The organism is Wolbachia endosymbiont of Drosophila ananassae (genome assembly GCF_008033215.1).
In the GTDB taxonomy this organism is placed as follows: domain Bacteria; phylum Pseudomonadota; class Alphaproteobacteria; order Rickettsiales; family Anaplasmataceae; genus Wolbachia; species Wolbachia pipientis.
Genome location: NZ_CP042904.1, coordinates 999,115 through 1,024,458 on the forward strand (window position 1 = coordinate 999,115; position 25,344 = coordinate 1,024,458).

Sequence of the window (25,344 nt, forward strand, 5' to 3'; positions counted from 1 at the left end):
ATAAGAGTCATATGTGCTTGACACCTGGTTAATATTAGGTTAATATATTGATATGAGCGTTAAGTTGTAGGTAAAAAAAATGTTTAGTATGTTTTCGAATCTTTTTGGCAAAAATTCAAGTGTTATTGGAAGTGATGTAGAAGTTAGCCCTATAAAAGAAACAGTGACTCCTGTGGATATTGATGAGGGTTTTGAGGAGATTGATCTTGCAGAAATTGATGAGAGTGATGTAGAAGTTAGCCCTATAAAAGAAACAGTGACTCTTGTAGATATTGATGAGGGTTTTGAGGAGATTGATCTTGCAGAAATTGATGAGGAAGAATTTTTTGAATGTGCAGCAACACAAGAAGAACTAAATTCGTTGCTTGAATCTGAATTACAAGGTAAAACTATTTCTTATGCCCTTAAGCCATTGCTTTATACTGCAAAATATGGAGCCAAAGCACTATCAGCAACAACGGTAGTTGTATCGTACGCCTTAAATGGGGCTTCATATGGTATAGCTGGTATATCTTATATTCCCTGTAGTGCATCAAAGATACTTGAGGAGATTAAAGAAAAAGATAAAAATACAGTAGGATACAAGATGATCACTGCTTCTCAGAATTTGCTAGATCTTACGTCAGGTGCTATATATACTGTGTCATATGTACCATATGGTGCTGGAGTAGTTTTAAATGGAGTGTCTGGTATAGCGAATCAATTAGATTCTTCTTTATCTCCTGAAAAAATAGAGCAGATCTGTACTAAATCAGATTTGCTTGTAGATAATTTATCTAGTAAATTAAAGGGAATAAAAATAGAGAATTTTTCACAAGCTCTAGCGGTAGCTCGTTAGGCGTGTACGGTTTAGGGGACAATAAACTTATCTGAACGGATATCTTCAAGCGTATCTGTTCAATGGTGCGGTAAAAAATGGTTGCGCAGACAAAGTTGCTATAGCTAGTGCAACCCTACGTCATATCGCGATTCATTCGCGGTATAGATTCCGCTAACTAGTAGCGGAATGACGGTTTTTCAAATTGTCGATAAATCTAAGTCAGTTTAGCTATAAGTAATAAACATCAAAACTTCAACTCAATTTATCACCACCTGGCTGTGGTGGCAAGCCAAATGCTTCCCTTTTTTCATTGAGTGTCATAAAGCTTGCATTTTCTACGTATTTCCACAACTTTTGTCTCTTTTCCATGAGAATTTCTATTGTATCTTTGTCATACGACAAGCACAGATCTTCACCAAATCTTGGTATCAGCCAAGAATTCAGGTGACAGATAATATTTTCTAGCGTTGGTAAAACCGTCTGCTCCCAAAGGGACAGGCGTGCTTCGACTAAATTGCTATAAGTGTTATCACCTGGTATGCCAAGCAACTGCGGCGGAACGCCAAAAGCCAGGGCAATATCACGAGCTGAACTGTGTTTGGACTCAATAAAATCCATATCCCTTGGTGATAAGCTCATTTCCTTCCACTCCAAGCCTCCTTCAAGCAATATCGGTCTTCCAGCATTTATAGAACCTGAATAATGATCATTTATTTGCGCTTTTAAGCGTTGGTACTGCTCTTGACTTAAACTTCCACCACTTCCATCTTTCGCTGATTTCACAACTATTGCACCACTTGGTCTTGCTCCGTTTTGCAACATCGCTTGATTCCAAGCACCCGCCTGATTATGCTGATCTATGCTATATGCAGCTGCCTCAATTGGTGATAGCCCATACCAATCATTCAAAGGATTAAAGGTCTTTAAGTGCAACACTGCTGAACATCCAGTTAGTTTATCAACTTTAAAGTCATAACTGTTGTTATTTATGGCATAACGATAGATATAAGGAACGTTATTTCTCCCTGGAACAATTTCAACCCTATCTGGGCGCAGAAGATAAAGCTCTGTTGGTGGTTTTCTATTGTTCTGCGACTCAACCATCAATATATAAGAATTGCCGTTAACTAACCGATAAGTTACAATCCCCTCAATAAATTCCGATTTTGATGTCATTGGGTTAGGAGAATAAAGTAATTTCAGTAATGGATGGGCTTTTAGTTGCGATTTTCCCTGGTCAGTAAGCTGGCAGAGAGTAAGAGGTACCGAAGATGCAGCACTTGCAATCATATTGATTGCTCGAAAGGCAATAACATTTTTTATGTAACCTTCCTCAGCAAAACTTACATAATCACGCTTACTCCAACTTGGCTCCATCATTAGCTGCAAAGCAGAATATTTAGTAAATACTGCGCTTTTTTTTCTTTGAAAGATGTTGAAATTCATATGTGCCTCCTAAAAAATTGAATTTGTGGTAGAATTATATCAATTGGTGTCACAGGAAGGATATACTAACGTACGAACATTATGTTTGAGAGCAATCTCTACACAGTAGTTAAATGGCAGGCACAATAAGGGGTAGCAAAAAGAATGAGCTTTTTTTTTGAGCTGAGCGAAGCCACCTAAGGTAGAAAATGAATCAGGAAGGAGTAAAAATATATTTAATATTTATATGATGTACTTACTTATAAATATCTTTTCTGTGTCCTATCTCTGTGATAACCACTTCATATTTTATAATATTTACGGAATAGATAACGCGATAATCACCTACCCTTAATCTTCTTTGTCCTTTAAATCTGTAATATAATGGCTCACCAAGGTTAATGGGATCAACTGTAAGGCGCTTATTTATCGCATTTATGATCCTTAATCTTATTGTTTTTGGAAGAGCTGGAAGGTCTTTCTCAAGAACGCTTTCTATGAAGATAATATTGTATTCCAGTCTACATCCTCACTTCTAATTTTCTTCACACCTGAAACATTACGTCTAGCAGCACGCTCAATTAGTATTTTATCTTCCTCATTTTCAATTGCTTCTTGTATTAGCTTCTCTGCTAGTTCTTTAATGGACTTATTTCTTATTTTAGCCAGTCCAGCAAGACACTCTGAAATTTCGTTGTTGAAAGTTATGCTAAATTTTGAGTTTGCCATATATTTTACCTAAAATCTACTAATAATTATACAACATTTTTCTGAATTTTTCAATAAAAAAAGTTGCCTATACGTAAAGAGGACCTGTGTTGACAAATAATTAAACATTTGTCATGTACTATGTTTGTTAAGGAGAAATAGCACAGAAGTTAGTATTAAGTATATTAGGAATAAGAAAGGCTGCGCCCAGTGTCACACACTGGGATGACAGGAAAAGAACGCACTGCTATACTAAAAAGAAAAGAAATTGAACATGACAGAATGGCTAATATCTAATCAGCTTATTGATTATAACTGTGCCGTAAAATCTATGGAAGAGAAAATTCAACAAATTCACAATAATTCAGCAGACGAATTAGTATGGCTACTCCAGCACCCTCCACTTTATACTGCAGGAATCAGTGCAACAGATGACGACGTTGTTGAAAAATTATTTCCTATATATAAAACAGGCAGGGGTGGCAAATACACATATCATGGTCCAGGACAGCGCATCATATATTTAATGTTAAACCTTAAAAAAAGAAATAAATGCGACATAAAGCTATATATTAGAGACCTAAGTAAGTGGATAATAAATGTTTTAAAGCAATTTAATATACTTGGAGAATTTAAAGAGGATAGAATAGGTGTTTGGGTGAATAACAATGGAGTAGAAAAAAAAATTGCAGCTTTTGGTATCCGTTTAAGAAAATGGGTAACTTATCATGGCATAGCGCTTAACGTCTTTCCAGACCTCTCTCATTATAAGGGTATTATTCCTTGTGGACTGCAAGATTATGGCGTCACGTCAATGGAAGAACTAGGAGTGAAAGTTCCACTCTCTGAATTGGATGATATACTAAAAAAAGAGTTTTATAAGATATTTTAATGATTGTTTATCTTTTATATTTCATTCTCACTTTATGTGCTAACACAAGTATTCATGCAATCGACCAAGTTGATATTATTGCTCCTTCCTCCAAGGGAAAAGAATCAGATCTGACTACCATAAAAGAATATGTAGAAGCTTTGGATTTTAATCCCCATATTTCGGAGAAAATATATAGTAATGATAATCCATTTTATTCCAACTCTGATGAATTCAGAGCAAATGATTTGGTTAGTGCACTAACCGGTGATAGTAAAATAATCTGGTGTATCAGAGGAGGAGAAGGGGCTTCTCGGTTAATTCCCTATCTAGAAAAGTTACCCAATGATAAAAAAGAAAGGATTGCTCAAAACAAAAAGATCCTCATAGGCTATAGCGATATAACTGCCTTGCACATCCATCTACAAGCTAAATATGATTGGCAAACTCTTCACGGCACCATGTTGGAAATGATAGTAAATAACTCCGTTTCTGAAAGCTCTGTTGAAAAATTGAAAGAGTTAATTCTTAACAAGCGGGATTCTATCAGATTTGATAACCTAAAGACGATAAATAATGGCATTAGACTAAAAGATGGCAGATTAAAGTCTAAAATCATCGGTGGTAATATGACTTTAGTTGAAAACAGTATAGGAACTGTTTGGCAAATAAATGCGAAAGGTAAAATTCTATTTTTAGAGGACATAAGAGTCTACCCATACGCAATAGAGCGCAGTTTAGATCACCTAAAACAAGCTCACATCTTTGATGGAGTACATGCAGTAATCTTTGGGGATTTCGTTAACTGCTATAACGATAACCTTGTTGAAGTTGTAAAAGAAAGGTTTGCAAAAAGTGTTAACTTTCCTGTATTTACAATGAAAGGGGTAGGCCATGGACATACAAATGATCCTTTACCTTTTAACACTCACGCTATTATTAGCGTTCAAGACGAAAAAGAAGGTTTGTTTTTTATGGACGTGCAGAATGTTAGCTACACATAGCTGATAGCTCACTAGGCTTCTTTTGAAATTGTTAAGGTAATTGTCATCCCAGTGCCCTGACTACTTGGATCCAGAAGACTTAATTTTAACCAAGCAGGCTGCATAATAAAGGCTGGATTCCAGCGTCACGCGCTGGAATGACAAGGTATAAACCTTATCGTCATGCTGCCGCGAACCGTCATACCGCCACGAACTGTCATACCACCACGAACCGTCATACCGCGATTCATTCGCGGTATCTCTAGATCCCGCTAACACGTAGCGGGATGACGGTTGTCAGGGTGTCATGCAAGTAGCTGACTACTTGGATCTGGTAGACTCAAATCACAATGCCCGTAAAGCTGCGACCCTAGAGCTACTATCTCTCACCCACTGCAAATATTGCACGGTACTATCCACTTGATCATCGTGTCGAGTTTCAGGAAACATTAAAATCTCATACTCAAAATCGTTCAGCCATACTGCTTGGTGCGGCAGAAAAACCTTGCCAGACTCTATAATCGGAACAATTTGATAAAATCGAGTGAGTTTGTCATCATGTGGTACTATTTCGATAATTGGTAAATCACTGTTTGTCTTTAGCTCTTGCACCAATTGCTGACCACTTGTTTTTGCTTCGATTAAAATTGCGTGTGGCGTCCATCTTGCTGCTAAGGAAAAAACTTGCTCTTTAAGCTTTGGATACTCAAGCTTTGCGCGATATACATCGAGTAAATAGAATTTATTGCCCACTTTTGTCCAGGTGGTGCAGACGCTAAAGTTGCTCATGCTGCTTGTTGAAACTGCAGTGTCCCAGCTCTGAGTGACATATGAGAGACTATCAGAAAAATTTCTATAGCGCTTCAGCCACTCTCGTTTAATTATACCACTTGAAAGTGGCAGAGGGTTTTGTTGATATTGTGCAGCAAAAGCGTAACTTCCAAGTTCAACCTTTATCATCTCAACTTCTTCTTTTCCTCCATCGAGGGGATATAGCAACTGACCTTCTTCTCTTGAGTATAATATTACGGGTGGTGTCATTCTAGCACTTGATGCTGTAATCCAGCTTTTGTACTCATTTGTAGTTACTCGGGTGACAGGAACAAGAAAAGGAGGCGCTGGCTTTTTGATTGAATAGATAATCTCCTTATTTTCAGATATCATCGGTAAACAAGTATGGTTCCATATGTTTTTCGGTTTGGAGAGAAGGTGCCCGGTTAAATCTTCTTGATGTAGCCTATGCATCACAAGAACAATTACTCCTTTTTTTCTATTGTTGAGCTTGGCTACTAAAGTCTGGTCAAACCAATTTGTAGCACGCTTTCTAAACGTTTCACTCAAAGCTTGGGCGGGACTCAGTGGATCATCCACGATGATGAAATCACCACCTTCACCTGTTAACGTCCCTCCAACTGACGTTGCGATTCTGTATCCTCTCTGCACTGTTTGAAATTTGTATTTGGTATTCTGATCTTTGGATAGTTCTACCTCTGGAAACAGCTCTCTATACCAACTAGACTGCATTATGCATCTTGTATCGAGCGAGTGCTTTTCGCTAAGCAGCCGAGAGTAGCTTGCAACTATTATTCTTGCAGTTGGCTGATTTCCCAGTATCCATGCGGGCCACGCAACGCTTATGCACAGGGACTTCATTGAACGCGGAGGCATATTGAATATTATTCGCCTCATTTTGCCAACATTTGCCGCTTCAAGTCTGTCTGCTATGACTTTTATATACTGATAATCATTATACTCACACCCCGGCACCACCGTTTGAAAGCACAGTTCAATGAATTTTAGAAAGTTCATGATATAATGTTGAAACCAACGCGTGACGCTGGGATGACAAAAAAAGGAGCACTGAAGGCTATAGGTGAGACGTTGCGGTATCTCTAGATCCCGCTAACAAGCAGCGGGATGACGAATTACTTAACCATCATCTACACCGTCATACCGCGATTCATTCGCGGTATCTCAGCCGCTAACAAGTAGCGGAATGACAACAATCCTACGTCATACCACCGCGGCGCTAACAAGAGATCCCGCTAACAAGCAGCGGGATGACGGTTGTCGTTTAGCTATAAATATTAAGAAATTTACCAAATAAAAAAAAGGCAAAAGAAGCCCCGTGGTTGGCTAATTACTTACATTATACTTTCAAGTATGGCGTTTTTTTATTCTAAACGCTTAATAACCGCGATTTAGCTGCTTTTTAATGCAACTAACCTTTAGTCATAAATGTTTAAGAAATTTACTAAACAGAAAAAAAGGCAAAAGAAACCCTAGGGTAGCTAGTTATTCACTATCCATTTTTTAAATCGGCGTTTTTTGATGTTTTAAATGCTTTATAAGCGCATTTCAGCTTATATTAGGTAAAAACCTAGAAATTTTATAAAGACATAAGATGCACATAGTGCAAAAAATTAAACATGGGACGCCAGATACGTGAGTTTTTTTGTCATTTAATCTGTACAGAGAAGATAAATAAATAGCTTCAGTTTCATGATAAGGGGACTGGCAAGGCTTGTCAAGCAAGTTTTTTGCAATATCAGGGGATAATTTCGACCATAAATCCCTATCAATAAATTTTAACAAAAATACTTCAGTGCATTTTCAAATATAAGCATTCCATCGCCATATTTTGGCACAGCAACACCTAAACGCTTGCTCTTTTCTTTTTCAAGGGACCAATTATCTTGCTGGGTAAAAAATATTCCCCTTTCTGGATGGGGCATTAAAGCTAGCACTCTTCCACTTTTATCTGATAAAGCTGCTAGGTCGTATGTAGATCCATTCGGATTGTAAGGAAATTGTAGGTTAGCATAGTTGCCATTTTTATCAATGTAACGTAATGCGGTGGAATTGCTCTCAATCAATTGGTTCAAAATATCTTGATCCATAAAAAATTTGCCTTCCCCATGAGCAATAGGGAGATATAGTTCACTCAGACCCCGTAGCCAAACAGAATTACTCTGCGGATTAACTCTCACTCTAATCCAGCGGCATTGGTAATTGCCTATATCATTATGGATTAAAGCTAGATTAGAGAACTCTGGAATTAATTTTACTAATATCTGACAACCATTACATATTCCTATAATCAGCTTGTCCTGAGATAAAAACTCTTGAAACTCATCCAACAAGTTGTTTTTAATACGTAAAGCAAACGCATTACCAGCACCAGTGTCATCACCATAGGAAAAACCCCCTGGAATTGCAAGTATATTGCTTAATTTCAGTTCACCTGGATTATCTATGATATCGTTAATGTGAACGATTTTTACTTCAATATTACCAATACCAAGTTTTCTGCTGCATTCCATAAATGCAAATGCAGTTTCTTTTTCGCAATTTAAGCCATAACCAGATAGGACTGTGATTTTCATGAATTGCTAAAAATTAAAAAATTCGAATTTCCTTTTTACAAAATTTGCTACTAAATTTAACGCAAATAACACCAATAATAAAGCTATAATTGCGATAGCAGCAAGTTCAACAAATGCAATTTCAGGATTGCTTGACCATATGTATATTTGCACAGGTAGAACAGTCGCCGGATCGAAAAAGGACGTAGGTGTATCAGCAATAAATGCCACCATACCCATCATAAGTAAAGGAGAAGATTCACCTAAAATCCTTGCAATTGCAAGCACAGTACCATGTATTATTCTTGGTAACGCAATCGGTAAAGAGTGATCTAATATCACCTTGATGTGAGGTGCACCGAGCGCAAACGCTGCATCTTTTATCGTAATAGGAACATTCGCAAAGGCATTTTTTGTTGCAATTATAATATTAGGTAACATCATAAATGAAAGAGTCATTCCACCAACAAGTGGTGAAGAGCGTGGTAGCCCAAATATGCCAAGATAGAGAGTTAAGCCCACTACACCAAATATTATTGAAGGCACTGCAGCAAGATTATTTATGCTAATTTCTACAATATTAGTCATTAGCCTATTTTTAGGCATAAATTCGTAAAGACAGATGCCCGACATAATTCCTATTGGTAATGCTAATGCTAGGCACACTATAATTGTCATTAATGAACCGATAAACGCTCCTAAAATCCCTGCATTTTCAGGTTCACGAGAGTCAGATTTAAGGAATAAAGACTTATTAAAAAATTTTTTCACTCTCCTCTTTTCTTTTAGCCAATCAAGTAATTTAGCATAACGATCATTCAAATATTTATCTTTATTTATTGAATTAATTATACTTGACGCGGTAAACCAGATCTCATATTCACCACTATCTTTTACTTTCTTACGAAAAAATTTCTCTAGTTCTTTGTAAGAATTACGACTTAAAATTTCGTCACCGTCTTTAAAATCAGTTCCTCCAAACACCTTACGTAAAGAATCGTTGAGTAAGCCAATGGACTTATACCGCAAGTCACTAGGATTACTCGCCAAAGCAAGATCAGCATTTATTTCAACTGGCAATAAAATTTTCGTTACTGTTAAGGCACTGTAAGAGTTAACTAATATACTCAACAATATACACACAGGACAGCCAAGTGAGATAACTAGTGCCGTGAAAGAACAAAAGCGTAGCGCTCTGTTCTTTTTATTTTTCCTTTTTATACGAGCATGTACACGCCTTGACTGAAGTAATTTAAGGAATTTTTTCTTTATACTCATTTACTTTTCTTTACACGAGGATTTGAAAAAACTTTCCCCTTTTTTGTCATGCAAGTAGCTGACACTGGGATCCAGCAGGCTTTGCCTGCAAATAATTTTTACATTTTCCATGAAAGCACAAACCAAAAGGAGAATAATGAATGCTGGATCCCAGTGTCGGAGCATTGGGATGACACCACAGCGGGAGGCAAACACAATGTTCGTACAGTTGTGTGTCACGCACTGAGATGACAAGAGAGAGTTCTGAGATGACACAATTGACATCACTCCCTATTGTATCTACTTAGATTTCTTTTTAACATAAGTAGTACGCTCTTTGATCCTTGCAGCTTTTCCAAATAGTTTGCACAGATAATACAGTTTTGCTCTACGAACCTTTCCTTTTCTTGTCACTTGCACTGAAACCAGTGCAGGAGAATAAACAAAAAACTGAGACACTATACTTTCTCCATGGCTCACTTTTCTGACTGCAAAAGAAGAATGTAACCCGCGGTTCCTTTTTGATATACATACACCTTCAAATATCTGTATACGTTCACTTGTACCGTCAACTACTTTAAAAGTGACCTTCAAATCATCGCCAGGACGAAATTCTGGTATTTCTTTAGCTAACACTTGCATTTGCTGTTCGTTAAATTTTTTAAGTAAATTTGTCATTTATCTCTCCACTCAATAATTCAGGCCTACGCTTTTTTGTTATAACATGAGACTGCTTCTGCCTCCAATCACTTATTTTTTTGTGATTGCCAGATAACAAAACCTCAGGTACTTTATATCCCTTCCACTGCTCAGGTCTAGTATATTGAGGATATTCAAGTACACCACCACCATAATTAAAACTTTCTTCAGTAATACTATCGGTATTATTTACTACACCTGGAAGAAGTCTAATGCATGCATCAAGAACCACCATTGCAGCTGGCTCACCTCCTGAAAGTATATAATCTCCAATACTTAACTCATAAGGAGTATACGCATCAATTATCCTTTGGTCAATACCTTCAAATCGACCACACAATATTGTTATATGAGGAAACTCTAATAATTCTCTGGCAATATTCTGATTAAACTTAGTTCCAGATGGAGTCATGTAAATAAACTTAGTGTTTTTATGAACAGAGAGCATACTATCTACTGCATCACCAACTACATCAGAACGCATAACCATTCCTGCTCCACCTCCATATGGAACATCATCCACAGTTGAATGTTTATCTTTCGCAAAAGAACGAATATTTATTACTTCAAGGTTCCATATTTTTTTTTCTAACGCTTTTCCGGCAAGAGAATAGTTCAAAAACCCCGGGAACATTTCTGGGAATATGGTTAATATTGTAACATTGAATGCCATTAAGGTTTATTTTAAGTTATTTGGGGCTATACTCTAAGAATAGTAAATTGATATAATATATAGTTAAATTAAACATGTCACTGAATAAAACGATATACGAAGGTAAAGCGAAAGCCATTATTGAAACTGAAGACTCATCAACTGTTATACAGCACTTTAAAGATGATGTTACAGCATTCAATAAGGAAAAATATGAAATTATTGAGAGCAAAGGAATAATTAATAATCATATTAGTGCTTTTATCATGGAAAAGCTTGAGAAAGCAGAAATTAGCACACACTTTATAAAAACTCTAAACGAAAGAGAACAGCTAGTCAAAAAACTCAAGATAATACCTCTTGAGGTAGTAGTTAGAAATGTCGCAGCTGGCAGCTTTTGCAAACGTTTTAATATCAAAGAAGGTGAGAGGCTTGCATCTCCTATAATCGATTTTTTTTACAAAAATGATGACCTAGCCGACCCAATGGTAAGTGAAAATCACATACTGTATTTTGATTGGCTATCTAGCAAAGAAATGGATGAAGTTAAAACTACAACTTTAAAAATCAACGAAATATTAGTTCACCTATTTTCAAATGCAAGTATATATTTAGTTGATCTCAAGTTAGAATTTGGCAGATTAATAAATGACAGTACTAAAATCGTTTTAGCTGATGAAATTAGCCCTGATAACTGCAGATTATGGGATAAAAATACTTATAAAAAGCTAGATAAAGATGTCTTTCGTTTGAATTTAGGAGATTTAAAGGAAGCATACCTAGAAGTTGCAAAAAGACTGTCAGTAAAGTTAGGTTAACTAAATACTACTCTATCAAGTGGAGGGTTACATGCCTCATCAAGTTTTCCAATAATTTCAATTTTTTCTCCACGTTTTTGGAAATGATTTTTCACGTTTTGCATATTCTCAGAACTTACGATCAATACCATACCAATACCACAATTAAATGTTTTTAGCATTTCTTTCTTCTCTATTTTACCCTCCTTTGTTAGCCATAAAAATATATCTGGCCATTTCCAGGAATTAATGTCTATGTTTGCAAATAAGTTTTTTGGAAGAATTCGCGGAATATTGTCTACCAAACCACCACCCGTGATGTGCGCAATACCTTTTACTTGTGACATGATAGGCAGCAAAGAATCAACATATATTTTTGTTGGTTCAAGTAGTATTTCACTCCAAGATTTATTATTCCATAGAGATGTATCGTTATAATTTATACCTAAGCTTTTGAAAACATGGCGCACTAAAGAAAACCCATTTGAGTGAATTCCACTTGACTCTAAGCCAACTATATAATCACCTGCTTTCATCATACTACAGTTTGGAAGAATTTGCTTTCGATCAACTACACCAACCACAAACCCTGCAAGGTCATAGTGATTATTACCATACATTCCAGGCATTTCTGCAGTTTCCCCACCAACCAATGCTATTTTAGCTTGCTTGCACCCCTCTGCAATGCCCTTAACCACAGATAATAAAACATCTTTGGTCAAAACGCCTGTTGCAAAGTAATCAAGGAAAAACAAAGGCGTTGCTCCTTGTGCAAGTAAGTCATTTACACACATTGCAACTAAATCTATACCTATAGTATCATGTTTATTCACTTCTTGAGCTATCAACAGTTTCGTACCTACTCCATCAGTTGAGGAAACGAGTACTGGATGGTCATACTTCTTACTTAGTGCAGCAAAATCAAATAACGCAGAAAATGAACCTATTTCGCTGATTACTTCTTCTCTAGTAGTTTCTTGAGCAATAGGCTTGACTTCTTTTATTAACTTATTATATAGTTCAATATCTATTCCTGATCTGGTATAAGTATTCATAATCCTTTTATAAATTTTAAAATTGTTAATACTATATTAATGCCTTGATATAAAAAGTGCAACGAAACTTTCTCTTAATTGACTATTATATACTTACCAATATAGGGTAACTTAAATCATTTATAATTATCCAATGAACGAAAATACCAAAAACATACTGTTAATAACGGAACTGCTATCAGGACGGCTGCTTCATGACTTTGCTAACTCTATGAATGGAATAACGTTTGGCGTAGAAGAGCTTGAAGTAATAGATAAGAATGATGCTGATGCGCAGAAGGAAGCGTTGTTGTTTCTTAAAGAAAGCTCCGATGATTTAATATATAAACATAAAGTTATGAAGCAGGCATATTCTTCTTCAATGGATAATTATAGCTTTGATAAGACCAAATCTAATATCGAAAATTATTTATTAAAAAAAAAGTAAAGCTTACGTGGAAAATAGACGTATACTCTGCAAAAAATAAGGAAGATTTAATTGAAAAGATAAATAAGATAATTTCTAATATGGTGCTAACTATAGCCAGTGCAGTGGCGGAAGTTGAACTAGTATCTGTTTTACTGAGTCAAACAGAAGATAAAATGCTATTAACTATAAAAATTCTAAATGAACACAAACCAATAAGCAAATCATTAGTAGACAAATTAATCAAAAAAAATGACACTAATTTAAATACAAAAGATATTAATATCTATATGACCTCTTTATTATTAGAGTACTATAACACTGAAATGCATTATACTTGCGAAAATAATTTGCTGGAAATAGGTTTAACTATAACTTGAGTTGCATATTTGGTTATTACAACTTTTTCTTCGTGTCAAGGCATTCCCCGACAAGGGGTACCAAATCTAATTTTTGTAATCACTTAAGTCTAGTACTATTTTATTAATGTAGCGCTCATTTGCATCTTTGATGATAAACTTCATACCATTTTTATATTTAATGACTTCATCTACAGAAGGCACTTTACCAGCAATCGAAAGAATCAAACCACCAAGTGTAACATAGTCTTCTTCAGGGTCACGTAATTCTATTTTTAGATCCTCTTCTATATCTTTTATAAGAGCCCTTGCTGATACTTCAAACTTATTTTGAGACAATTCAGTAATGGTATATTCTGAATTTATTTCGTTTTCACTATCAATGTTTGGTATTAGTTCCTCTATAAGATCAGTCATTGAAATTAAACCATCAGTTCCACCATATTCATCCAATACGATAGCTAAGCATGATTTAGAAGAGTTCATCCTAACAAAAAGATTAGTTGTCTTCATCGAGGGTGGAACAAATATTACGCTTTGTATAATATGTTTCAGATTAAAATTTTTATCCCTATTAAAAATAACATCTTTTACATAAAAAAAGCCTATTACGTTATCAAAGTTATTTTTATAAATTGGTATTTTAGTGTGGCAAGTGTTTTTTATCTTCTTTATTATTTCACGCTCGCTTGACTCAATGTCTACTGCGCATATCTCTGTACGTGGAGTCATTATATCCATTATACCACAATCGCGGAATTTTAATAGACCATTAAATATATTAAGGTCTGGCAGATCTTTCATTAATGCCTCAGTCGCACACTTTTTCAACACAGAAGCTTTTTTGAAAAGGAAGAGAAAAATTCTATATGCTATTTTTTCTACTAAGGTTCTTTTTTTACTCAATTTATTCCCTGTAATGGCAAAAACGTTTTCAGATTAGATTTATCAAGAAAACTGTTATTAAATGTTTAATAAGCATGTGAATAATGTCAAATTAATTTGTGAATTATTTGTTGATATAAAATACCAACAATTGATCAACAACTTTTTCAACAACATATACATAGTTGTGTAACAATGCATGATGGTAAAGTATTTTCCATAAAAGAAAATTACTGACACTCTAAACACCTTACTTATACACATAAATCATAACAGAAAATCAATAATATACGAAAGTTACTCACATATTTATCCACAAGTTGAACAACGCCAATTTTTACTGAATTTTAAGTTAGTAACAAGTTATTGATAGAACTATTATTATTACTATACTTTAATATACAAAAGAATAAATAGAATAGATTGGAAAGCGGCAAAACAACAATAGCGAAAATTATTAAGAGAAATGAGCCGGGTGGAAGAGTGCCTATCTGGCTAATGCGTCAGGCTGGCAGGTCTCTTCCTGAGTACCGCAAAGCAGTAGAAAATATGAATAATTTTATGGAGATATGCTACAACACAGATTTAGTGACAGAATTGACGTTACAGCCGGTGACAAGATTTGACATGGATGCGGCGATAATTTTTTCAGACATTTTAATAATAGCTGATGTTTTGGGTTGTGACGTGAATTTCGTACGCGGTGTAGGTCCAATAATAAAACCCGTGGAAAGTCCTAAGGAATTGAAGGGTCCACAAGAAATTGAAACTAAAACCTTACCAATTCTAAACGCTATAAAAAAAGTCAGAAGCCAATTACCAAAAGAAAAATCTCTCATAGGATTTGCTGGTGGACCATGGACAGTAGCCTCATACATCATAGAAGGTGGGAGCAGCAAAACTTTTTCCAAAGTATTAAATTTTTATCCTTCGTGTTTGAAGGAAATAATTGAACGAATAACGGAAGTAACGATTATTTATCTAATTAAACAGATAGAATTTGGAGCAGATGTTATTCAGCTATTTGACAGTAATGCTGGTGCGTTATCGGAACCATTGTTTAAAGAATATGTTATCGAACCAACAAAGAGAATTATCTTGGCAATAAAGGATAGATTTTCTGATTTTCCAATAATAGGTTTTCCAAGGTCTGCTGGAAATCTTTATAAAGATTACTGCGAACAAACAGGTGTATCTGCAGTAAGTATAGATTATAATGTTCCAATAAAATGGGCGAAAGCGAATCTAAACATCCCTCTACAAGGAAACCTTGATCCTAATCTTTTAGCCTATAATAAAACGGAAGCAATCAAAGAAGCAAAACGTATAATAGATTGCTTTAGAGATTTACCCTTCATATTTAATCTCGGACATGGAGTACTCCCTGATACTCCAGTTGAAAATATTGCTGCGTTGGTAAACCTGGTAAAAAGCTACTAATACAATACACAAAATTCCTAGCTTTTTTGTTGTACGGGGTTTATCATTTAAATTTAGCTTCAGTAAAATATGTCAGACCTTGCAAAAAGAATGTTCCTAATAAAACCATCACCTACGATTGCTGTAACTGATAAGGCAAATAAGTTGAAAAATGAAGGAAAAAAGATCTGTGTTTTAGCTGCAGGAGAACCGGATTTTGATACTCCAGATCATATAAAAAAAGCAGCTATTCAAGCAATAAGTGAAGGTAAGACTAAATATACTGCTGTTGATGGAACGCGTGAGCTGAAAGAAGCAATAATTAATAAGTTAAGAAAGGATAATAACCTCGAGTACACGCTTAACCAAATCTGTGTTGGTACAGGTGCTAAGCAGGTGTTATTCAATTTGTTCATGGCAACAATTAACTCTGGAGATGAAGTTATTATTCCAGCTCCTTATTGGGTTTCATATGTTGATATGGTAAGTCTTTTTGGCGGCTTGCCAGTTGTAGTAGAATGCAAACAAAATTTTAAACTGACAGCGGAATTATTGAAAAGCAGGATAACTAAAAAAACTAAATGGTTAATTCTTAACTCACCGAACAACCCTGCAGGAGCTGTGTACACATGTGATGAATTGAAAGACATAGCACAAATATTGCTTGAATATCCACATATGAATGTCGTTACAGATGATATTTATGAGCATATAATATACGACGAAAAGTTTTTTACTATCGCTCAGGTTGAGCCGAAGCTTTATGATAGAGTTTTTGTAGTCAATGGAGTATCAAAAGCCTATGCAATGACAGGCTGGAGAATAGGGTATATTGCAGGTAGAAGTGATGTGGTAAAAGCTATCTCTACGCTGCAGTCTCAAAGCACTTCTAATCCAAATTCGATAGCACAAGCAGCAGCAGCAGCAGCATTAAACGGTGATCATAGTTTTTTGAAAGAAAGAACAAGGATTTTTAAGAGTCGTAGAGATTTTATGGTGAAAGAGCTAAATTCTGCCCCGGGATTATCAGCGTCTGTTCCACAAGGTGCGTTTTATTTATTTGTCTCATGTGAAGGATTGCTCAGTAAAAGCACAAAAAGTGGTAAGATAATAAATAATGATTTAGATTTTACTGAATACTTACTGGGAGATCATTTGGTTGCTGTGGTTCCAGGAATTGCATTTGGTCTAGAAAATTTTATCAGAATTTCTTATGCAACCTCTCAGGAACAATTAGAAATTGGATGTGATAGTATTACTAAAGCGTGCCAGGAGTTAAAATGAAATAGACTATCCATAAGTTGTATATTTTGCCATACTTCGCCAAGGTTATTTTGAATGTTCTAACTTGTGTTTTTCTATGGAAGGCATTTTTATTGATTGAGCAAGTGTCTTTCTAATATTGAATTCCTCATTTTTTTCATTTTGTTGCAGTAAGTTAATGTTATTTATTTTATTTACTAAATCTTTCCCCTTTTCCAGAGTCTTTAAATCACTTTCGTTAATGTGATGTTCATTGTAAAATTCTGCAACAATTTCTTGTATCTTGAAAAAAGCATCTAGTGTTTTTAAGCTTAAGCATTAGGTGGAGAAGGGAAGAACTCTGGAAGATTCCTTAGATATAAAATCTGTAGAAAAGAAAAGAGTTCCCTTCTCAAAAGTAGAGGCTGGACGGTATCGTAGAAAGGCCTAAATGGTTCTAATTCTGTATTCACAAGGTAAGCCTTACTTTTCATTTTTAATAGTAGTATATGGAGTTATATATGATCAACAACTTTTTAGGTATAGATGTTTCAAAAGAACGCTTTGATGTTTCTCTCTCATTCATAAGTAAAAAAGGAAAGCGTGAAACTAGGAAAAGGAAATTTAAAAATGATGATACTGGGTTTCAAGGTCTACTGAACTTTCTACAAAAACATAACGTAGAAGAAGTAAAAGCTTGCATGGAATCCACTGGTTGTTATAGCGAAGCTTTGGCTGAGTTCCTCCACAACGCTGGATATTTCGTTAGTGTTGTAAACCCAGCTTGCATAAGATTTTATGCAAAAAGTAAGCTTACACGACAAAAGAATGACCAGACTGATGCAGAGATTATTGCAGATTATTGTCAAAGACAGGAACCTTCTCGTTGGACACCACCTTCTCCTGAAAAGAAAAAATTAAAACATCTTTATCGTTGCTCAAATGCGTTAAAGGATGAGTTAACATTAGCAAATAATCATTTAGAAAAGAAAGAGAGACTGCCTAAAGAAGTTGCAAATGCTTGGGAAGACCTTGCAATGAACATAGAGCAAAAAATAGAAACAATAAAAAACTCCATACGCGAACTATTAAAACAACACAAAGAATTGTTGGAAGATTTTCAACTCCTATTAACTATTCCAGGAATAGGAGAGGAAACAGCAATAGCTATTTTAGCTGAAATTCCTGGTATAAAAGCCTTTATAAATGCTAGGCAATTGGCAGCATATGCTGGAACTATACCACAAAATATAACATCAGGCTCATCCGTACATGCCAAGCCCAGATTAAGTAAAACCGGTTCACGAACATTACGTAAAGCAATGTACTTTCCTGCTATAGCAGCTAAAAAGCATAATCCTATCATTATGGCTTCTTGCGAAAGATTAAAAGAGAAAGGCAAGCATGCTATGGCCATAGTTGGTGCTGCAATGCGTAAGTTACTTCATATAGTTTTTGGTGTTTTAAGTTCAAAAAAGGCCTTTGATCCAGATCATATCAAGAACTATAGGGCTAAAAGGTTAACTGAAGGTTTAGTACTTTAAAATCAAAAAATGCTTCTAATTCATCTTATGTAAAATGGCATCTTACACAAATTTATTGAATGTTGTTGGTTAGTGGATATGTTGATAAGTAAATTTCTGCTGTTTTATATGTAACTAATTTACTTATCAACATATCCACTAACTATAATCTGTATACTGCTACACAGTTGGAAGTATTTTTTGATTTTATTATGCAATTTGGAGAATTTTTATGACTTTTTTGTTGACTAACAAGACGGTATCTTTTTTCTACTTAGTTTGGGTTATGCAAGAAGTCTAATGAAGTGAAAATAAATTTATTTACCAAAATAGAGTTGCCTTGGTCTACAGATCTTAGTTTCTTTATCATTTATCATTTCATACCACTGAGTAACCCAACCAGTGGTTCTTGCAAGTGCAAAAATAGGTGTGAACATATTTGAGGGAATATCGATAGCATTCATTATTATACCTGAGTAAAAATCAACATTTGGATATAACTTACGCACAATAAAATATTCATCCTTTAAAGCTATTTCTTCAAGTTTTTTTGCAATTTTAAGCAGTTCATTATTTTGTTCTAGTTTACTTAGAACCTCATGGCAAGCGCCTTTCAATATACGCGCGCGCGGATCATAATTTTTATAAACACGATGTCCAAATCCCATCAATTTAAATGGATCTTTATCATCTTTAGCTTTTTCGATGAATTTATCTATATCTCCACTTTGCTCTATCTCTTTTAGCATATTTATAACTGCCTCATTAGCTCCACCATGTGCTGGTCCCCAAAGTGTAGCAACTCCTGCAGAGAGGCTTGCAAACAGATTAGAACCAGCCGATCCCACCAATCTGACAGCCGCCGTAGAAGCATTCTGTTCATGATCAGCATGGAGAGTAAATATTTTATCCAGAGCTTTTGCAAAAAGGGCGCTTTTATCATTATCAACAGCATCGCCAAATATCATCTTTAAGAAATTTTCACTGTAACTTAATTCATTGTTAGCATTTATGAATTCCTGATTGTTGTTATGCCTACAAATCATTGCAATAATTGTGGAAACTTGCGCTATTGCAGAAATTCCAAAATCTAGGTCTTCACCATTGACATTGTTGCCATGCTTTTCATGATAAGATGCTGACAAACTTGCAAAACATGCAACTAAGATTGACATAGGGTGAGCAGTTTTTGGAAATGCTTTAATTACATTTGTAACTTGCTCTGATACTTTGGATGATTCTTGTATTTTGAGAAGAAATTTTTTGTGTTGCTCTGAACTGGGTAATTCACCATAGAGCAATAAATAAATCACAGCAGTAAAATTATTATTCTCTGCCAAATCAGCTATATTATGTCCCCTATATTTAAGAACTCCTTCATCTCCATCAATGAATGTAATTGTAGAAGAGCATGAAGCTGTAGAAACAAACCCTGGATCGTAAGTGAATAATCCTGTCATCTTATATAAATCCTTGATATTTAACACATCAGGACCTGTTGTTCCGCTTAATACAGGTAGCTCGATTTTTAATCCATTACTTAGTTCTAATAGCACTTTTTTATCCATCACTTAAGCTACTTAAATTTTATACAGAATATACAAACTGAGGAGTATATATTCATACAGTTAACTTTACATTAACCGTATTAAGCGGTCATCAATGCTTTTACTTTTGCATTTAAGCGACTTATTTTACGCGCAGCAGTATTCCTATGAATAACACCTTTATTCACACACTTGTGTAAATTAGATTCAGCATTCCGAAATGCCAGAACAACATTTTCTTTGTCGCCAGACTTGATTATATCAACCAATTTTCTAATAGAGGTGCGAGTTTTACTTTTCCGCATCTTATTTATTAAAGTGCGCTTTGCTATTACCTTTATCATTTTTTTAGCACTCTTATGATTTGCCATATATTAATACCTAAAATACTGTACTTTTCTTTTAATTATAAAGTTTTTTTGTTAATTTGCAATATCAGTTTTTCCTATGGTTAATCTACTGCTTCTCTCTTCAATAATTTTTTCTAAACTTTGCAAGAATTCATTTTTGTTTAACCCAGGATATATTGGGGGCAATATTTCTATTACTGCCTTTCCGGGATTCTTTCTCAGAGAAAGTATGCTTTTTGGCCAAAACAAACCAGTGTTTAAAGCAACCGGTAACACAGGAACAGATAATACGCTATATAAAGCAGCAATACCTGGTTGATATTTTATATTTTGGTTTATAGTTGTTCTTGTACCTTCAGGAAATATTATTATGCTTCTATTTTCTTTTATACGCATTTTTGCTAGTTTGACTATATGGCGTATAGAACTGATACCATCTGAACGGTTAATAAAAATCATTTTCAGCGCTATAAGATGCAAACCAATGAATGGAATCCATTTCAATTCACGTTTTAAAATAAAAACCGCTTTTCTAAATAGTAGTATAAAAATAAATGTTTCAAATGGAGATTGGTGTTTAGATGCAATGATAAAAGGTTGCTTAGGGATGTTTTCCATTCCCCTCACTTCATATTTAATGCCACATAATAAACGCAGCATGAATAATACAACTCTCACCGAACAGACGAGGAAAATGGTTATTACACACTCAGAAAAGAAAATTACAGGGAGAGTAATGAAAGTATAGAATACCTCCCATAATATAAGAAAGAAATTAAACAATAAACTTGAAATCACAAACTCACATAAATTTATTTAAATTTAACTTTATTACAAATTAAAAACAATAAATTTAATTATTGATCATCTGAGTAATAGGATGCGAATCAGCTAATTTGTCCTTTAACTTTTCGTTAGCAATATGAGTATATATTTGTGTTGTAGAAAGGTTAGTATGGCCAAGAACTTTCTGTATCAACACAATATTTGCTCCGCTATTTAGTAGATGGGTAGCAAAAGAATGCCTAATCACGTGTGGAGAGATCTTATTTTCATCAATATTGCATTTTCTTGCCAACTCCTTCATTAATTGACCGACCCTCTGCCTTGTAATTGGTTTATTAGGTTTATCACCTGGGAATAGCCAATCGGATTCCTTTTCTTTAGAGATCAGATTATCACGAACTGATAAATAATTTCTAAGGCTCTGCAATGCTTGTTCATTAAAAAGAATTTGCCTCTCTCTACCACTTTTTCCTTTTATTATTATATAGCATTCTTTGTTATTACTGTTTATTAAATGTGACACTTCACATAATTTCATACTAATTAGTTCAGAAACACGCATTCCAGAAGAGTAAAGGATATCTAAAATCGCACATAGCCTTTTACTGCTTATCTCTTTATTCGATTCGCTTGCTGATTTTCTCACTGTGTCCATTAGCAAAAATATTTCTTCGACACTTAAATACTTAGGCAAAGGACGAGAAACTTTTGGATTCTTTAATTCAGCATCATTAGCCGGCGCTGGATTAAAATCTATTATTCCGTCATTAAATAGACACTTGTAAAAATTTTTCATAGCGGATATTTTTCTTGATATAGAGCTACTTTTATATTTTTTTTGTGTACATAAAGATTTCACATAATCTTTAATATTGGTTTTGTTTACACCAACCAAGGTAGTGCCGCTTTCCAATAAAAATTCTTCAAACTGGTGTAAATCCGAACGATAACTTTCCAGAGTATTTTGTGCAGCGAACCTCTCTGAAGCTAAAGCATCTATGTAATATGTTATGTAAAGATTTTCTTTTTTATTTTGCGACTGTTTATTTTTCATTATCAGTTCCTATATTTATTTCTTTGGCTATAATTTGATTAGAAGTGTTCCCTGTGTTTCTTATGAGAAAATATGAGACAAATAAAGCATTTATCAATAGAGTGAACATCACAAACTTTTGCTTTAACCTTTTTCTTAAATTTAATCTTACTCTTATCATAGTTAAATTATAACGTTAAATCTATAAAAAACACCTTATAAAGTGAGCTCTACTATAAATATAGAATACTTCTTAGCTGTATCTATCTATATTTATTATAACATAACATTGATTATAATTCTAACATGGACAGATAGAGATTCCAATTACGTTAGTGTTATGGGTGTTAATAAATTTTTAATATACACCTTTACAAAAGAAGAAATCAAATGGCATCTTTTTTTAATAAAGTGCTAATAAAAGGAACGGTCACATTTGACCCTATAGATTCATTATCTATCTTTTCTATAATTTTATCAATGCTATAGAAAGAACGTTCTATTCTTGCTAAAATATAATTAATCACTTTTAAATCAATTTTTAACTGTTTATCTGAAAATCGTTTTATTAGCATAATTCTTAATAATTCCTCGCTTGCAGGCAAAATTTTTACGCTGATAGTTGATAATATTCGAGAACTTAAATCTCTTAGTTTGAAGTTAAGCTTTTTTGGTGAAATTGAAGAAGTGATTAGCAGCCTCTTGTCGTTTTCTTTCATGTAATTGTAACAATGTAATAACATTGCTTCATCTTTAATGTTTTGTACGTCTTCTAAAATAAAAGCATCGCTATACCTAATCTCGCTTACGAAGTTATTCACATTGATAAAGATTGCATCGTTTATTGATTGCCAAATATGAGCAAGATGAGTTTTACCGGAGCTTTTAGGTCCAAAAAGAATCAGACATTTCCAAGATAAATCATTAACTACCGAATTATATACGTGCTTATTTTCATCTAAGATGATGTAATTTTGCCGGCTATAATCAGCTTGATTGTTGTTAAATAAATTTAATTGCACGTTGAACCTCTTACGTAACCTCTTTCTGGTAGTAATTTTTGCGCAGAAATTTACTTACGCTCCTCAAATGTGTCAGGTATTCTGGGCTCATTTCTCCTCTTACCATAAATTGATTATGCAAAAGGTCTGTTAGCCGTTTTTATAAAGCTCACTTTTAAAATATTTATTGATTGCATATTCTACTGATACATTGAACATTGCTATTATTGGAATAAAAAGTAATATACCTGTAAATCCAAAATATGAAGCGCATATAGTAATTCCCAGAATAATTACAGTTGGATGTATATGAACTTTTTTTCCTATTAATAAAGGAACTAATATATTTGAATCTATTAATTGTCCAACACCAAATAATAGCAAAACGGCAGCACTTTCAAACCATCCACTAAATTGAGTGATGGCGCTCAAAAACCCAATAATGGTATATAATAATGGCCCTACGTAAGGTATGAACGTTAACATTCCTGATAAAATTCCAATAACAATAGAGTGTTCCAATCCGATTATGCTCAGACTCACAGAGTAAAAGACCATCATGACAATACATACATTTACCTGCCCCTTTAGATAATTAGATATAATGAAATCCACTTTGGAAAAATAATCTGCAATTTTTCCTCTGTAAGGAATAGGGATTAATTTACTAGCTTTTTCTATAATTAAAGGCCAATCACGTAATATATAGAAAAACACTACAGGAGTAATCACCATTAATGATACCGTGTTAAAGCTTGAACTTAACACTTGGATTATAAAGTTACTAGCAATATCAAGAGCATTCATGAAATAAGATACATAGTTGCTGTAATTTTCTGCTAGATTTTTAGATAAATGATCAAATAAGCTATCCTCGATTTTTATATTAAGAAATTCTAATACAGAGGGGATTACTTTAAGCTTTAATGAAGGCACTTTACTCACTAAGAAATTTAATATTGAAGTAATTTGAACATATATAATAGGTAAAACAAATGTTATGACTAGTATAAAAGCTATTAATAAAATAAGTATTATAAAAATTACAGAACATGAACGCGGTATTCTATACTTTTCAAACTTAACTACTAGCGGATTAAACAAATATGCAATAACAACAGATATTAAACATGGAAAAATCATAGGACGCATCAGGAATAACATCCCTATTATAAAAAGCAGTATAAAACAAATAGTTATATGACGTTTTTGCATGCTTTTAGCATAGCTAATTTACTGAAAAATATACAGTTTATTGTAAATACTGTCTATTCATTGTTTTATCAATTTTATTAAGTATTAGATCAGTCAAATTTTCACCCAATTCCCAACTAGATAAAACTCCGTTATGTGGATCATCTTCACACCTTTTCGAATTAACAGTCTTGATCAATTTTCCACGTAGCAATACATCATTTTCTATTGCGTGCGCCAATTGTGCAGGCTGTGGTACTAAGTAATCTTCTTTGCTATTAATAACTATTATTGGCGTATTCAATTTTCCTTCATCTCGCAACTTTCGTATATCGTTTACTAAATCAAAATCTAGATCTAAAGCCTTTAGCAATTTTTTAAAAATGGATGGGGGCAACATACTTAAAATTTTTGCTTGAGGGATCGGAAAATGCTCTATTGCTGTATGAAAAGAGCTGAAAGTGCTAGTAAAAATAACACCTCCAAGTTTAACGTTTTTGTCTGCAAAGTGCTTCAAAACTGCCGATGCAACTGCTCCTCCAAAGGAATGGCCAAAAAGTATAATGTTTTCAGGCCTCACACCCTTGTCCATTAATTTATTGATTTCTTCTATCGAGGGCTTAAGCAAACTTTGATCTCTATTTATAAAGGGAATAAAAATAAGCATTAAGGATAAAAAAATGCAAGTTAGAGCAGCTAAGCTTGCTAAACCAACTACTCCAGCTGTTATGGGGCTTATAAGTAGTAATATTGCAATGGGCGCTGATACAGATGCCACGAGGAACAAAAAGCTAACTGCAGCATAAGTTATGTAGTTCTGAAATGCGCTTGGATATTTATGTGCATGGTTATTATTTGATCCATTTAAACCTTGTACATAATTGTGAGCACTTTTATAGTTATCCCCTATTCCATGAAAGAATATAAGGTGTATCTCATTTTCCTTATTACACTTAGTAATGTGCAT

The 25,344-nt window shown here is 34.3% G+C and carries 28 protein-coding genes and 1 pseudogene; 10 read left to right on the top strand and 19 right to left on the bottom strand.

All coding sequences use genetic code 11. From position 1 onward, the window contains the following. Positions 1-79: 79 nt before the first annotated feature. Positions 80-838 carry a hypothetical protein gene (locus EA652_RS04890; protein ID WP_039963943.1) on the top strand — a complete coding sequence of 253 codons (759 nt, stop codon included), beginning with the start codon at positions 80-82 and terminating at the stop codon, positions 836-838. 234 nt (positions 839-1,072) lie between these two features. On the opposite strand, the gene EA652_RS04895 is transcribed toward EA652_RS04890, so the two are convergent. The 3 genes from EA652_RS04895 to EA652_RS04905 all read right to left on the bottom strand — a co-directional run bounded on the left by EA652_RS04895 (position 1,073) and on the right by EA652_RS04905 (position 2,974). Beyond that, positions 1,073-2,266, bottom strand: coding sequence for a phage portal protein (locus EA652_RS04895; RefSeq protein WP_007549262.1), 1,194 nt, complete (start codon positions 2,264-2,266; stop codon positions 1,073-1,075). Between the two features lie 235 nt (positions 2,267-2,501). Further along, a complete protein-coding gene (locus EA652_RS04900) occupies positions 2,502-2,765 on the bottom strand; it encodes a type II toxin-antitoxin system RelE family toxin (protein ID WP_080717643.1) in 264 nt (87 codons plus the stop codon). After that, positions 2,741-2,974, bottom strand: a complete 234-nt coding sequence (locus tag EA652_RS04905; protein WP_012673333.1) for a DUF6290 family protein — start codon at positions 2,972-2,974, stop codon at positions 2,741-2,743. Before EA652_RS04905 ends, EA652_RS04900 begins: the two co-directional genes overlap by 25 nt. Positions 2,975-3,227: 253 nt before the next feature. Here EA652_RS04905 and lipB point away from each other — a divergent pair, with 253 nt between their 5' ends. Beyond that, a complete protein-coding gene (lipB, locus tag EA652_RS04910; protein ID WP_007549260.1) occupies positions 3,228-3,845 on the top strand; it encodes a lipoyl(octanoyl) transferase LipB in 618 nt (205 codons plus the stop codon). Next, positions 3,845-4,828, top strand: a complete 984-nt coding sequence (locus EA652_RS04915) for an LD-carboxypeptidase (RefSeq protein WP_007549259.1) — start codon at positions 3,845-3,847, stop codon at positions 4,826-4,828. Before lipB ends, EA652_RS04915 begins: the two co-directional genes overlap by 1 nt. Positions 4,829-5,152: 324 nt before the next feature. Here the strand turns inward: EA652_RS04915 and terL are convergent, their stop codons facing one another. The 3 genes from terL to pstA form a co-directional block, all read right to left on the bottom strand. Then, positions 5,153-6,616 carry a phage terminase large subunit gene (gene terL / locus EA652_RS04920; protein ID WP_121721691.1) on the bottom strand — a complete coding sequence of 488 codons (1,464 nt, stop codon included), beginning with the start codon at positions 6,614-6,616 and terminating at the stop codon, positions 5,153-5,155. Positions 6,617-7,395: 779 nt separating this feature from the next. After that, positions 7,396-8,193: a phosphoribosylformylglycinamidine synthase subunit PurQ gene (locus EA652_RS04930; RefSeq protein ID WP_006280324.1), complete on the bottom strand. Its 798-nt coding sequence runs from the start codon at positions 8,191-8,193 to the stop codon at positions 7,396-7,398. Positions 8,194-8,199: 6 nt separating this feature from the next. After that, the gene (gene pstA / locus EA652_RS04935; protein ID WP_007549491.1) at positions 8,200-9,450 is read right to left on the bottom strand and encodes a phosphate ABC transporter permease PstA; all 1,251 of its coding nucleotides are present in this window, start codon (positions 9,448-9,450) and stop codon (positions 8,200-8,202) included. A gap of 48 nt (positions 9,451-9,498) precedes the next feature. Here pstA and EA652_RS04940 point away from each other — a divergent pair, with 48 nt between their 5' ends. Beyond that, positions 9,499-9,681: a hypothetical protein gene (locus tag EA652_RS04940; protein ID WP_039964172.1), complete on the top strand. Its 183-nt coding sequence runs from the start codon at positions 9,499-9,501 to the stop codon at positions 9,679-9,681. 48 nt (positions 9,682-9,729) lie between these two features. Here EA652_RS04940 and rplS read toward each other — a convergent pair whose 3' ends face one another. Next, a complete protein-coding gene (gene rplS / locus EA652_RS04945) occupies positions 9,730-10,107 on the bottom strand; it encodes a 50S ribosomal protein L19 (protein WP_006279489.1) in 378 nt (125 codons plus the stop codon). After that, entirely contained in the window at positions 10,091-10,801 is a 711-nt protein-coding gene (gene trmD / locus EA652_RS04950; protein ID WP_007549279.1) for a tRNA (guanosine(37)-N1)-methyltransferase TrmD, read from the bottom strand. The genes rplS and trmD overlap by 17 nt, the downstream gene beginning before the upstream one ends. A gap of 74 nt (positions 10,802-10,875) precedes the next feature. Between trmD and purC the strand changes: the two genes are divergently transcribed. Beyond that, positions 10,876-11,598, top strand: a complete 723-nt coding sequence (gene purC, locus EA652_RS04955) for a phosphoribosylaminoimidazolesuccinocarboxamide synthase (protein ID WP_007549278.1) — start codon at positions 10,876-10,878, stop codon at positions 11,596-11,598. On the opposite strand, the gene purM is transcribed toward purC, so the two are convergent. Beyond that, positions 11,595-12,632 (bottom strand): phosphoribosylformylglycinamidine cyclo-ligase, encoded by a 1,038-nt coding sequence (gene purM / locus EA652_RS04960; protein WP_007549277.1) that lies wholly within the window; start codon positions 12,630-12,632, stop codon positions 11,595-11,597. The genes purC and purM overlap by 4 nt on opposite strands. Positions 12,633-12,765: 133 nt before the next feature. Between purM and EA652_RS04965 the strand changes: the two genes are divergently transcribed. Both EA652_RS04965 and EA652_RS04970 read left to right on the top strand, forming a co-directional pair. Next, a complete protein-coding gene (locus tag EA652_RS04965) occupies positions 12,766-13,059 on the top strand; it encodes a hypothetical protein (protein ID WP_006280049.1) in 294 nt (97 codons plus the stop codon). A gap of 14 nt (positions 13,060-13,073) precedes the next feature. Next, the gene (locus EA652_RS04970) at positions 13,074-13,418 is read left to right on the top strand and encodes a hypothetical protein (RefSeq protein ID WP_238514274.1); all 345 of its coding nucleotides are present in this window, start codon (positions 13,074-13,076) and stop codon (positions 13,416-13,418) included. Between the two features lie 66 nt (positions 13,419-13,484). Here the strand turns inward: EA652_RS04970 and EA652_RS04975 are convergent, their stop codons facing one another. Next, complete coding sequence (locus tag EA652_RS04975) at positions 13,485-14,303, bottom strand: transporter associated domain-containing protein (protein WP_007549273.1); 819 nt, start codon at positions 14,301-14,303, stop codon at positions 13,485-13,487. Between the two features lie 402 nt (positions 14,304-14,705). On the opposite strand from EA652_RS04975, the gene hemE reads away from it, so the two are divergent. Next, positions 14,706-15,722 (top strand): uroporphyrinogen decarboxylase, encoded by a 1,017-nt coding sequence (gene hemE / locus EA652_RS04980; protein ID WP_012673335.1) that lies wholly within the window; start codon positions 14,706-14,708, stop codon positions 15,720-15,722. 69 nt (positions 15,723-15,791) lie between these two features. Next, positions 15,792-16,985, top strand: a complete 1,194-nt coding sequence (locus EA652_RS04985) for a pyridoxal phosphate-dependent aminotransferase (RefSeq protein WP_012673336.1) — start codon at positions 15,792-15,794, stop codon at positions 16,983-16,985. A gap of 45 nt (positions 16,986-17,030) precedes the next feature. Here the strand turns inward: EA652_RS04985 and EA652_RS07480 are convergent. Further along, positions 17,031-17,249: pseudogene (locus tag EA652_RS07480) on the bottom strand (hypothetical protein); the annotation flags it as partial. Between the two features lie 215 nt (positions 17,250-17,464). Here EA652_RS07480 and EA652_RS04995 point away from each other — a divergent pair. Then, on the top strand, positions 17,465-18,487 hold the full coding sequence (locus EA652_RS04995) for an IS110-like element ISWen2 family transposase (protein WP_007548332.1): 1,023 nt from the start codon (positions 17,465-17,467) through the stop codon (positions 18,485-18,487). Between the two features lie 296 nt (positions 18,488-18,783). Here the strand turns inward: EA652_RS04995 and EA652_RS05000 are convergent, their stop codons facing one another. The 8 genes from EA652_RS05000 to EA652_RS05030 all read right to left on the bottom strand — a co-directional run bounded on the left by EA652_RS05000 (position 18,784) and on the right by EA652_RS05030 (position 25,344). Next, positions 18,784-20,034, bottom strand: coding sequence for a citrate synthase (locus tag EA652_RS05000; RefSeq protein ID WP_012673337.1), 1,251 nt, complete (start codon positions 20,032-20,034; stop codon positions 18,784-18,786). Positions 20,035-20,114: 80 nt separating this feature from the next. Beyond that, complete coding sequence (gene rpsT, locus EA652_RS05005) at positions 20,115-20,384, bottom strand: 30S ribosomal protein S20 (RefSeq protein ID WP_012673338.1); 270 nt, start codon at positions 20,382-20,384, stop codon at positions 20,115-20,117. A 51-nt stretch (positions 20,385-20,435) separates the two neighbouring features. Continuing rightward, positions 20,436-20,972: a lysophospholipid acyltransferase family protein gene (locus EA652_RS05010; RefSeq protein WP_369689570.1), complete on the bottom strand. Its 537-nt coding sequence runs from the start codon at positions 20,970-20,972 to the stop codon at positions 20,436-20,438. Positions 20,973-21,216: 244 nt separating this feature from the next. Further along, complete coding sequence (locus EA652_RS05015; RefSeq protein WP_006280258.1) at positions 21,217-22,203, bottom strand: tyrosine recombinase; 987 nt, start codon at positions 22,201-22,203, stop codon at positions 21,217-21,219. Then, on the bottom strand, positions 22,193-22,363 hold the full coding sequence (locus EA652_RS06980) for a hypothetical protein (RefSeq protein ID WP_007549057.1): 171 nt from the start codon (positions 22,361-22,363) through the stop codon (positions 22,193-22,195). The genes EA652_RS05015 and EA652_RS06980 overlap by 11 nt, the downstream gene beginning before the upstream one ends. Positions 22,364-22,568: 205 nt before the next feature. After that, positions 22,569-23,204, bottom strand: coding sequence for a DnaA ATPase domain-containing protein (locus tag EA652_RS05020; protein ID WP_006280257.1), 636 nt, complete (start codon positions 23,202-23,204; stop codon positions 22,569-22,571). 129 nt (positions 23,205-23,333) lie between these two features. After that, on the bottom strand, positions 23,334-24,398 hold the full coding sequence (locus tag EA652_RS05025) for an AI-2E family transporter (RefSeq protein ID WP_007549059.1): 1,065 nt from the start codon (positions 24,396-24,398) through the stop codon (positions 23,334-23,336). A 37-nt stretch (positions 24,399-24,435) separates the two neighbouring features. Then, a complete protein-coding gene (locus EA652_RS05030; RefSeq protein ID WP_007549060.1) occupies positions 24,436-25,344 on the bottom strand; it encodes a PGAP1-like alpha/beta domain-containing protein in 909 nt (302 codons plus the stop codon).

What these genes read in the sequence shown, in the direction of transcription:
- EA652_RS04890 (WP_039963943.1), top strand. Translation starts at nt 80, where the DNA reads ATGTTTAGTATGTTTTCGAATCTTTTTGGCAAAAATTCAAGTGTTATT.
- EA652_RS04895 (WP_007549262.1), bottom strand. Translation starts at nt 2,266, where the DNA reads ATGAATTTCAACATCTTTCAAAGAAAAAAAAGCGCAGTATTTACTAAA.
- EA652_RS04905 (WP_012673333.1), bottom strand. Translation starts at nt 2,974, where the DNA reads ATGGCAAACTCAAAATTTAGCATAACTTTCAACAACGAAATTTCAGAG.
- lipB (WP_007549260.1), top strand. Translation starts at nt 3,228, where the DNA reads ATGACAGAATGGCTAATATCTAATCAGCTTATTGATTATAACTGTGCC.
- EA652_RS04915 (WP_007549259.1), top strand. Translation starts at nt 3,845, where the DNA reads ATGATTGTTTATCTTTTATATTTCATTCTCACTTTATGTGCTAACACA.
- terL (WP_121721691.1), bottom strand. Translation starts at nt 6,616, where the DNA reads ATGAACTTTCTAAAATTCATTGAACTGTGCTTTCAAACGGTGGTGCCG.
- EA652_RS04930 (WP_006280324.1), bottom strand. Translation starts at nt 8,193, where the DNA reads ATGAAAATCACAGTCCTATCTGGTTATGGCTTAAATTGCGAAAAAGAA.
- pstA (WP_007549491.1), bottom strand. Translation starts at nt 9,450, where the DNA reads ATGAGTATAAAGAAAAAATTCCTTAAATTACTTCAGTCAAGGCGTGTA.
- EA652_RS04940 (WP_039964172.1), top strand. Translation starts at nt 9,499, where the DNA reads ATGCAAGTAGCTGACACTGGGATCCAGCAGGCTTTGCCTGCAAATAAT.
- rplS (WP_006279489.1), bottom strand. Translation starts at nt 10,107, where the DNA reads ATGACAAATTTACTTAAAAAATTTAACGAACAGCAAATGCAAGTGTTA.
- trmD (WP_007549279.1), bottom strand. Translation starts at nt 10,801, where the DNA reads ATGGCATTCAATGTTACAATATTAACCATATTCCCAGAAATGTTCCCG.
- purC (WP_007549278.1), top strand. Translation starts at nt 10,876, where the DNA reads ATGTCACTGAATAAAACGATATACGAAGGTAAAGCGAAAGCCATTATT.
- purM (WP_007549277.1), bottom strand. Translation starts at nt 12,632, where the DNA reads ATGAATACTTATACCAGATCAGGAATAGATATTGAACTATATAATAAG.
- EA652_RS04965 (WP_006280049.1), top strand. Translation starts at nt 12,766, where the DNA reads ATGAACGAAAATACCAAAAACATACTGTTAATAACGGAACTGCTATCA.
- EA652_RS04985 (WP_012673336.1), top strand. Translation starts at nt 15,792, where the DNA reads ATGTCAGACCTTGCAAAAAGAATGTTCCTAATAAAACCATCACCTACG.
- EA652_RS04995 (WP_007548332.1), top strand. Translation starts at nt 17,465, where the DNA reads ATGATCAACAACTTTTTAGGTATAGATGTTTCAAAAGAACGCTTTGAT.
- EA652_RS05000 (WP_012673337.1), bottom strand. Translation starts at nt 20,034, where the DNA reads ATGGATAAAAAAGTGCTATTAGAACTAAGTAATGGATTAAAAATCGAG.
- rpsT (WP_012673338.1), bottom strand. Translation starts at nt 20,384, where the DNA reads ATGGCAAATCATAAGAGTGCTAAAAAAATGATAAAGGTAATAGCAAAG.
- EA652_RS05015 (WP_006280258.1), bottom strand. Translation starts at nt 22,203, where the DNA reads ATGAAAAATAAACAGTCGCAAAATAAAAAAGAAAATCTTTACATAACA.
- EA652_RS06980 (WP_007549057.1), bottom strand. Translation starts at nt 22,363, where the DNA reads ATGATAAGAGTAAGATTAAATTTAAGAAAAAGGTTAAAGCAAAAGTTT.
- EA652_RS05025 (WP_007549059.1), bottom strand. Translation starts at nt 24,398, where the DNA reads ATGCAAAAACGTCATATAACTATTTGTTTTATACTGCTTTTTATAATA.
- EA652_RS05030 (WP_007549060.1), bottom strand. Translation starts at nt 25,344, where the DNA reads ATGCACATTACTAAGTGTAATAAGGAAAATGAGATACACCTTATATTC.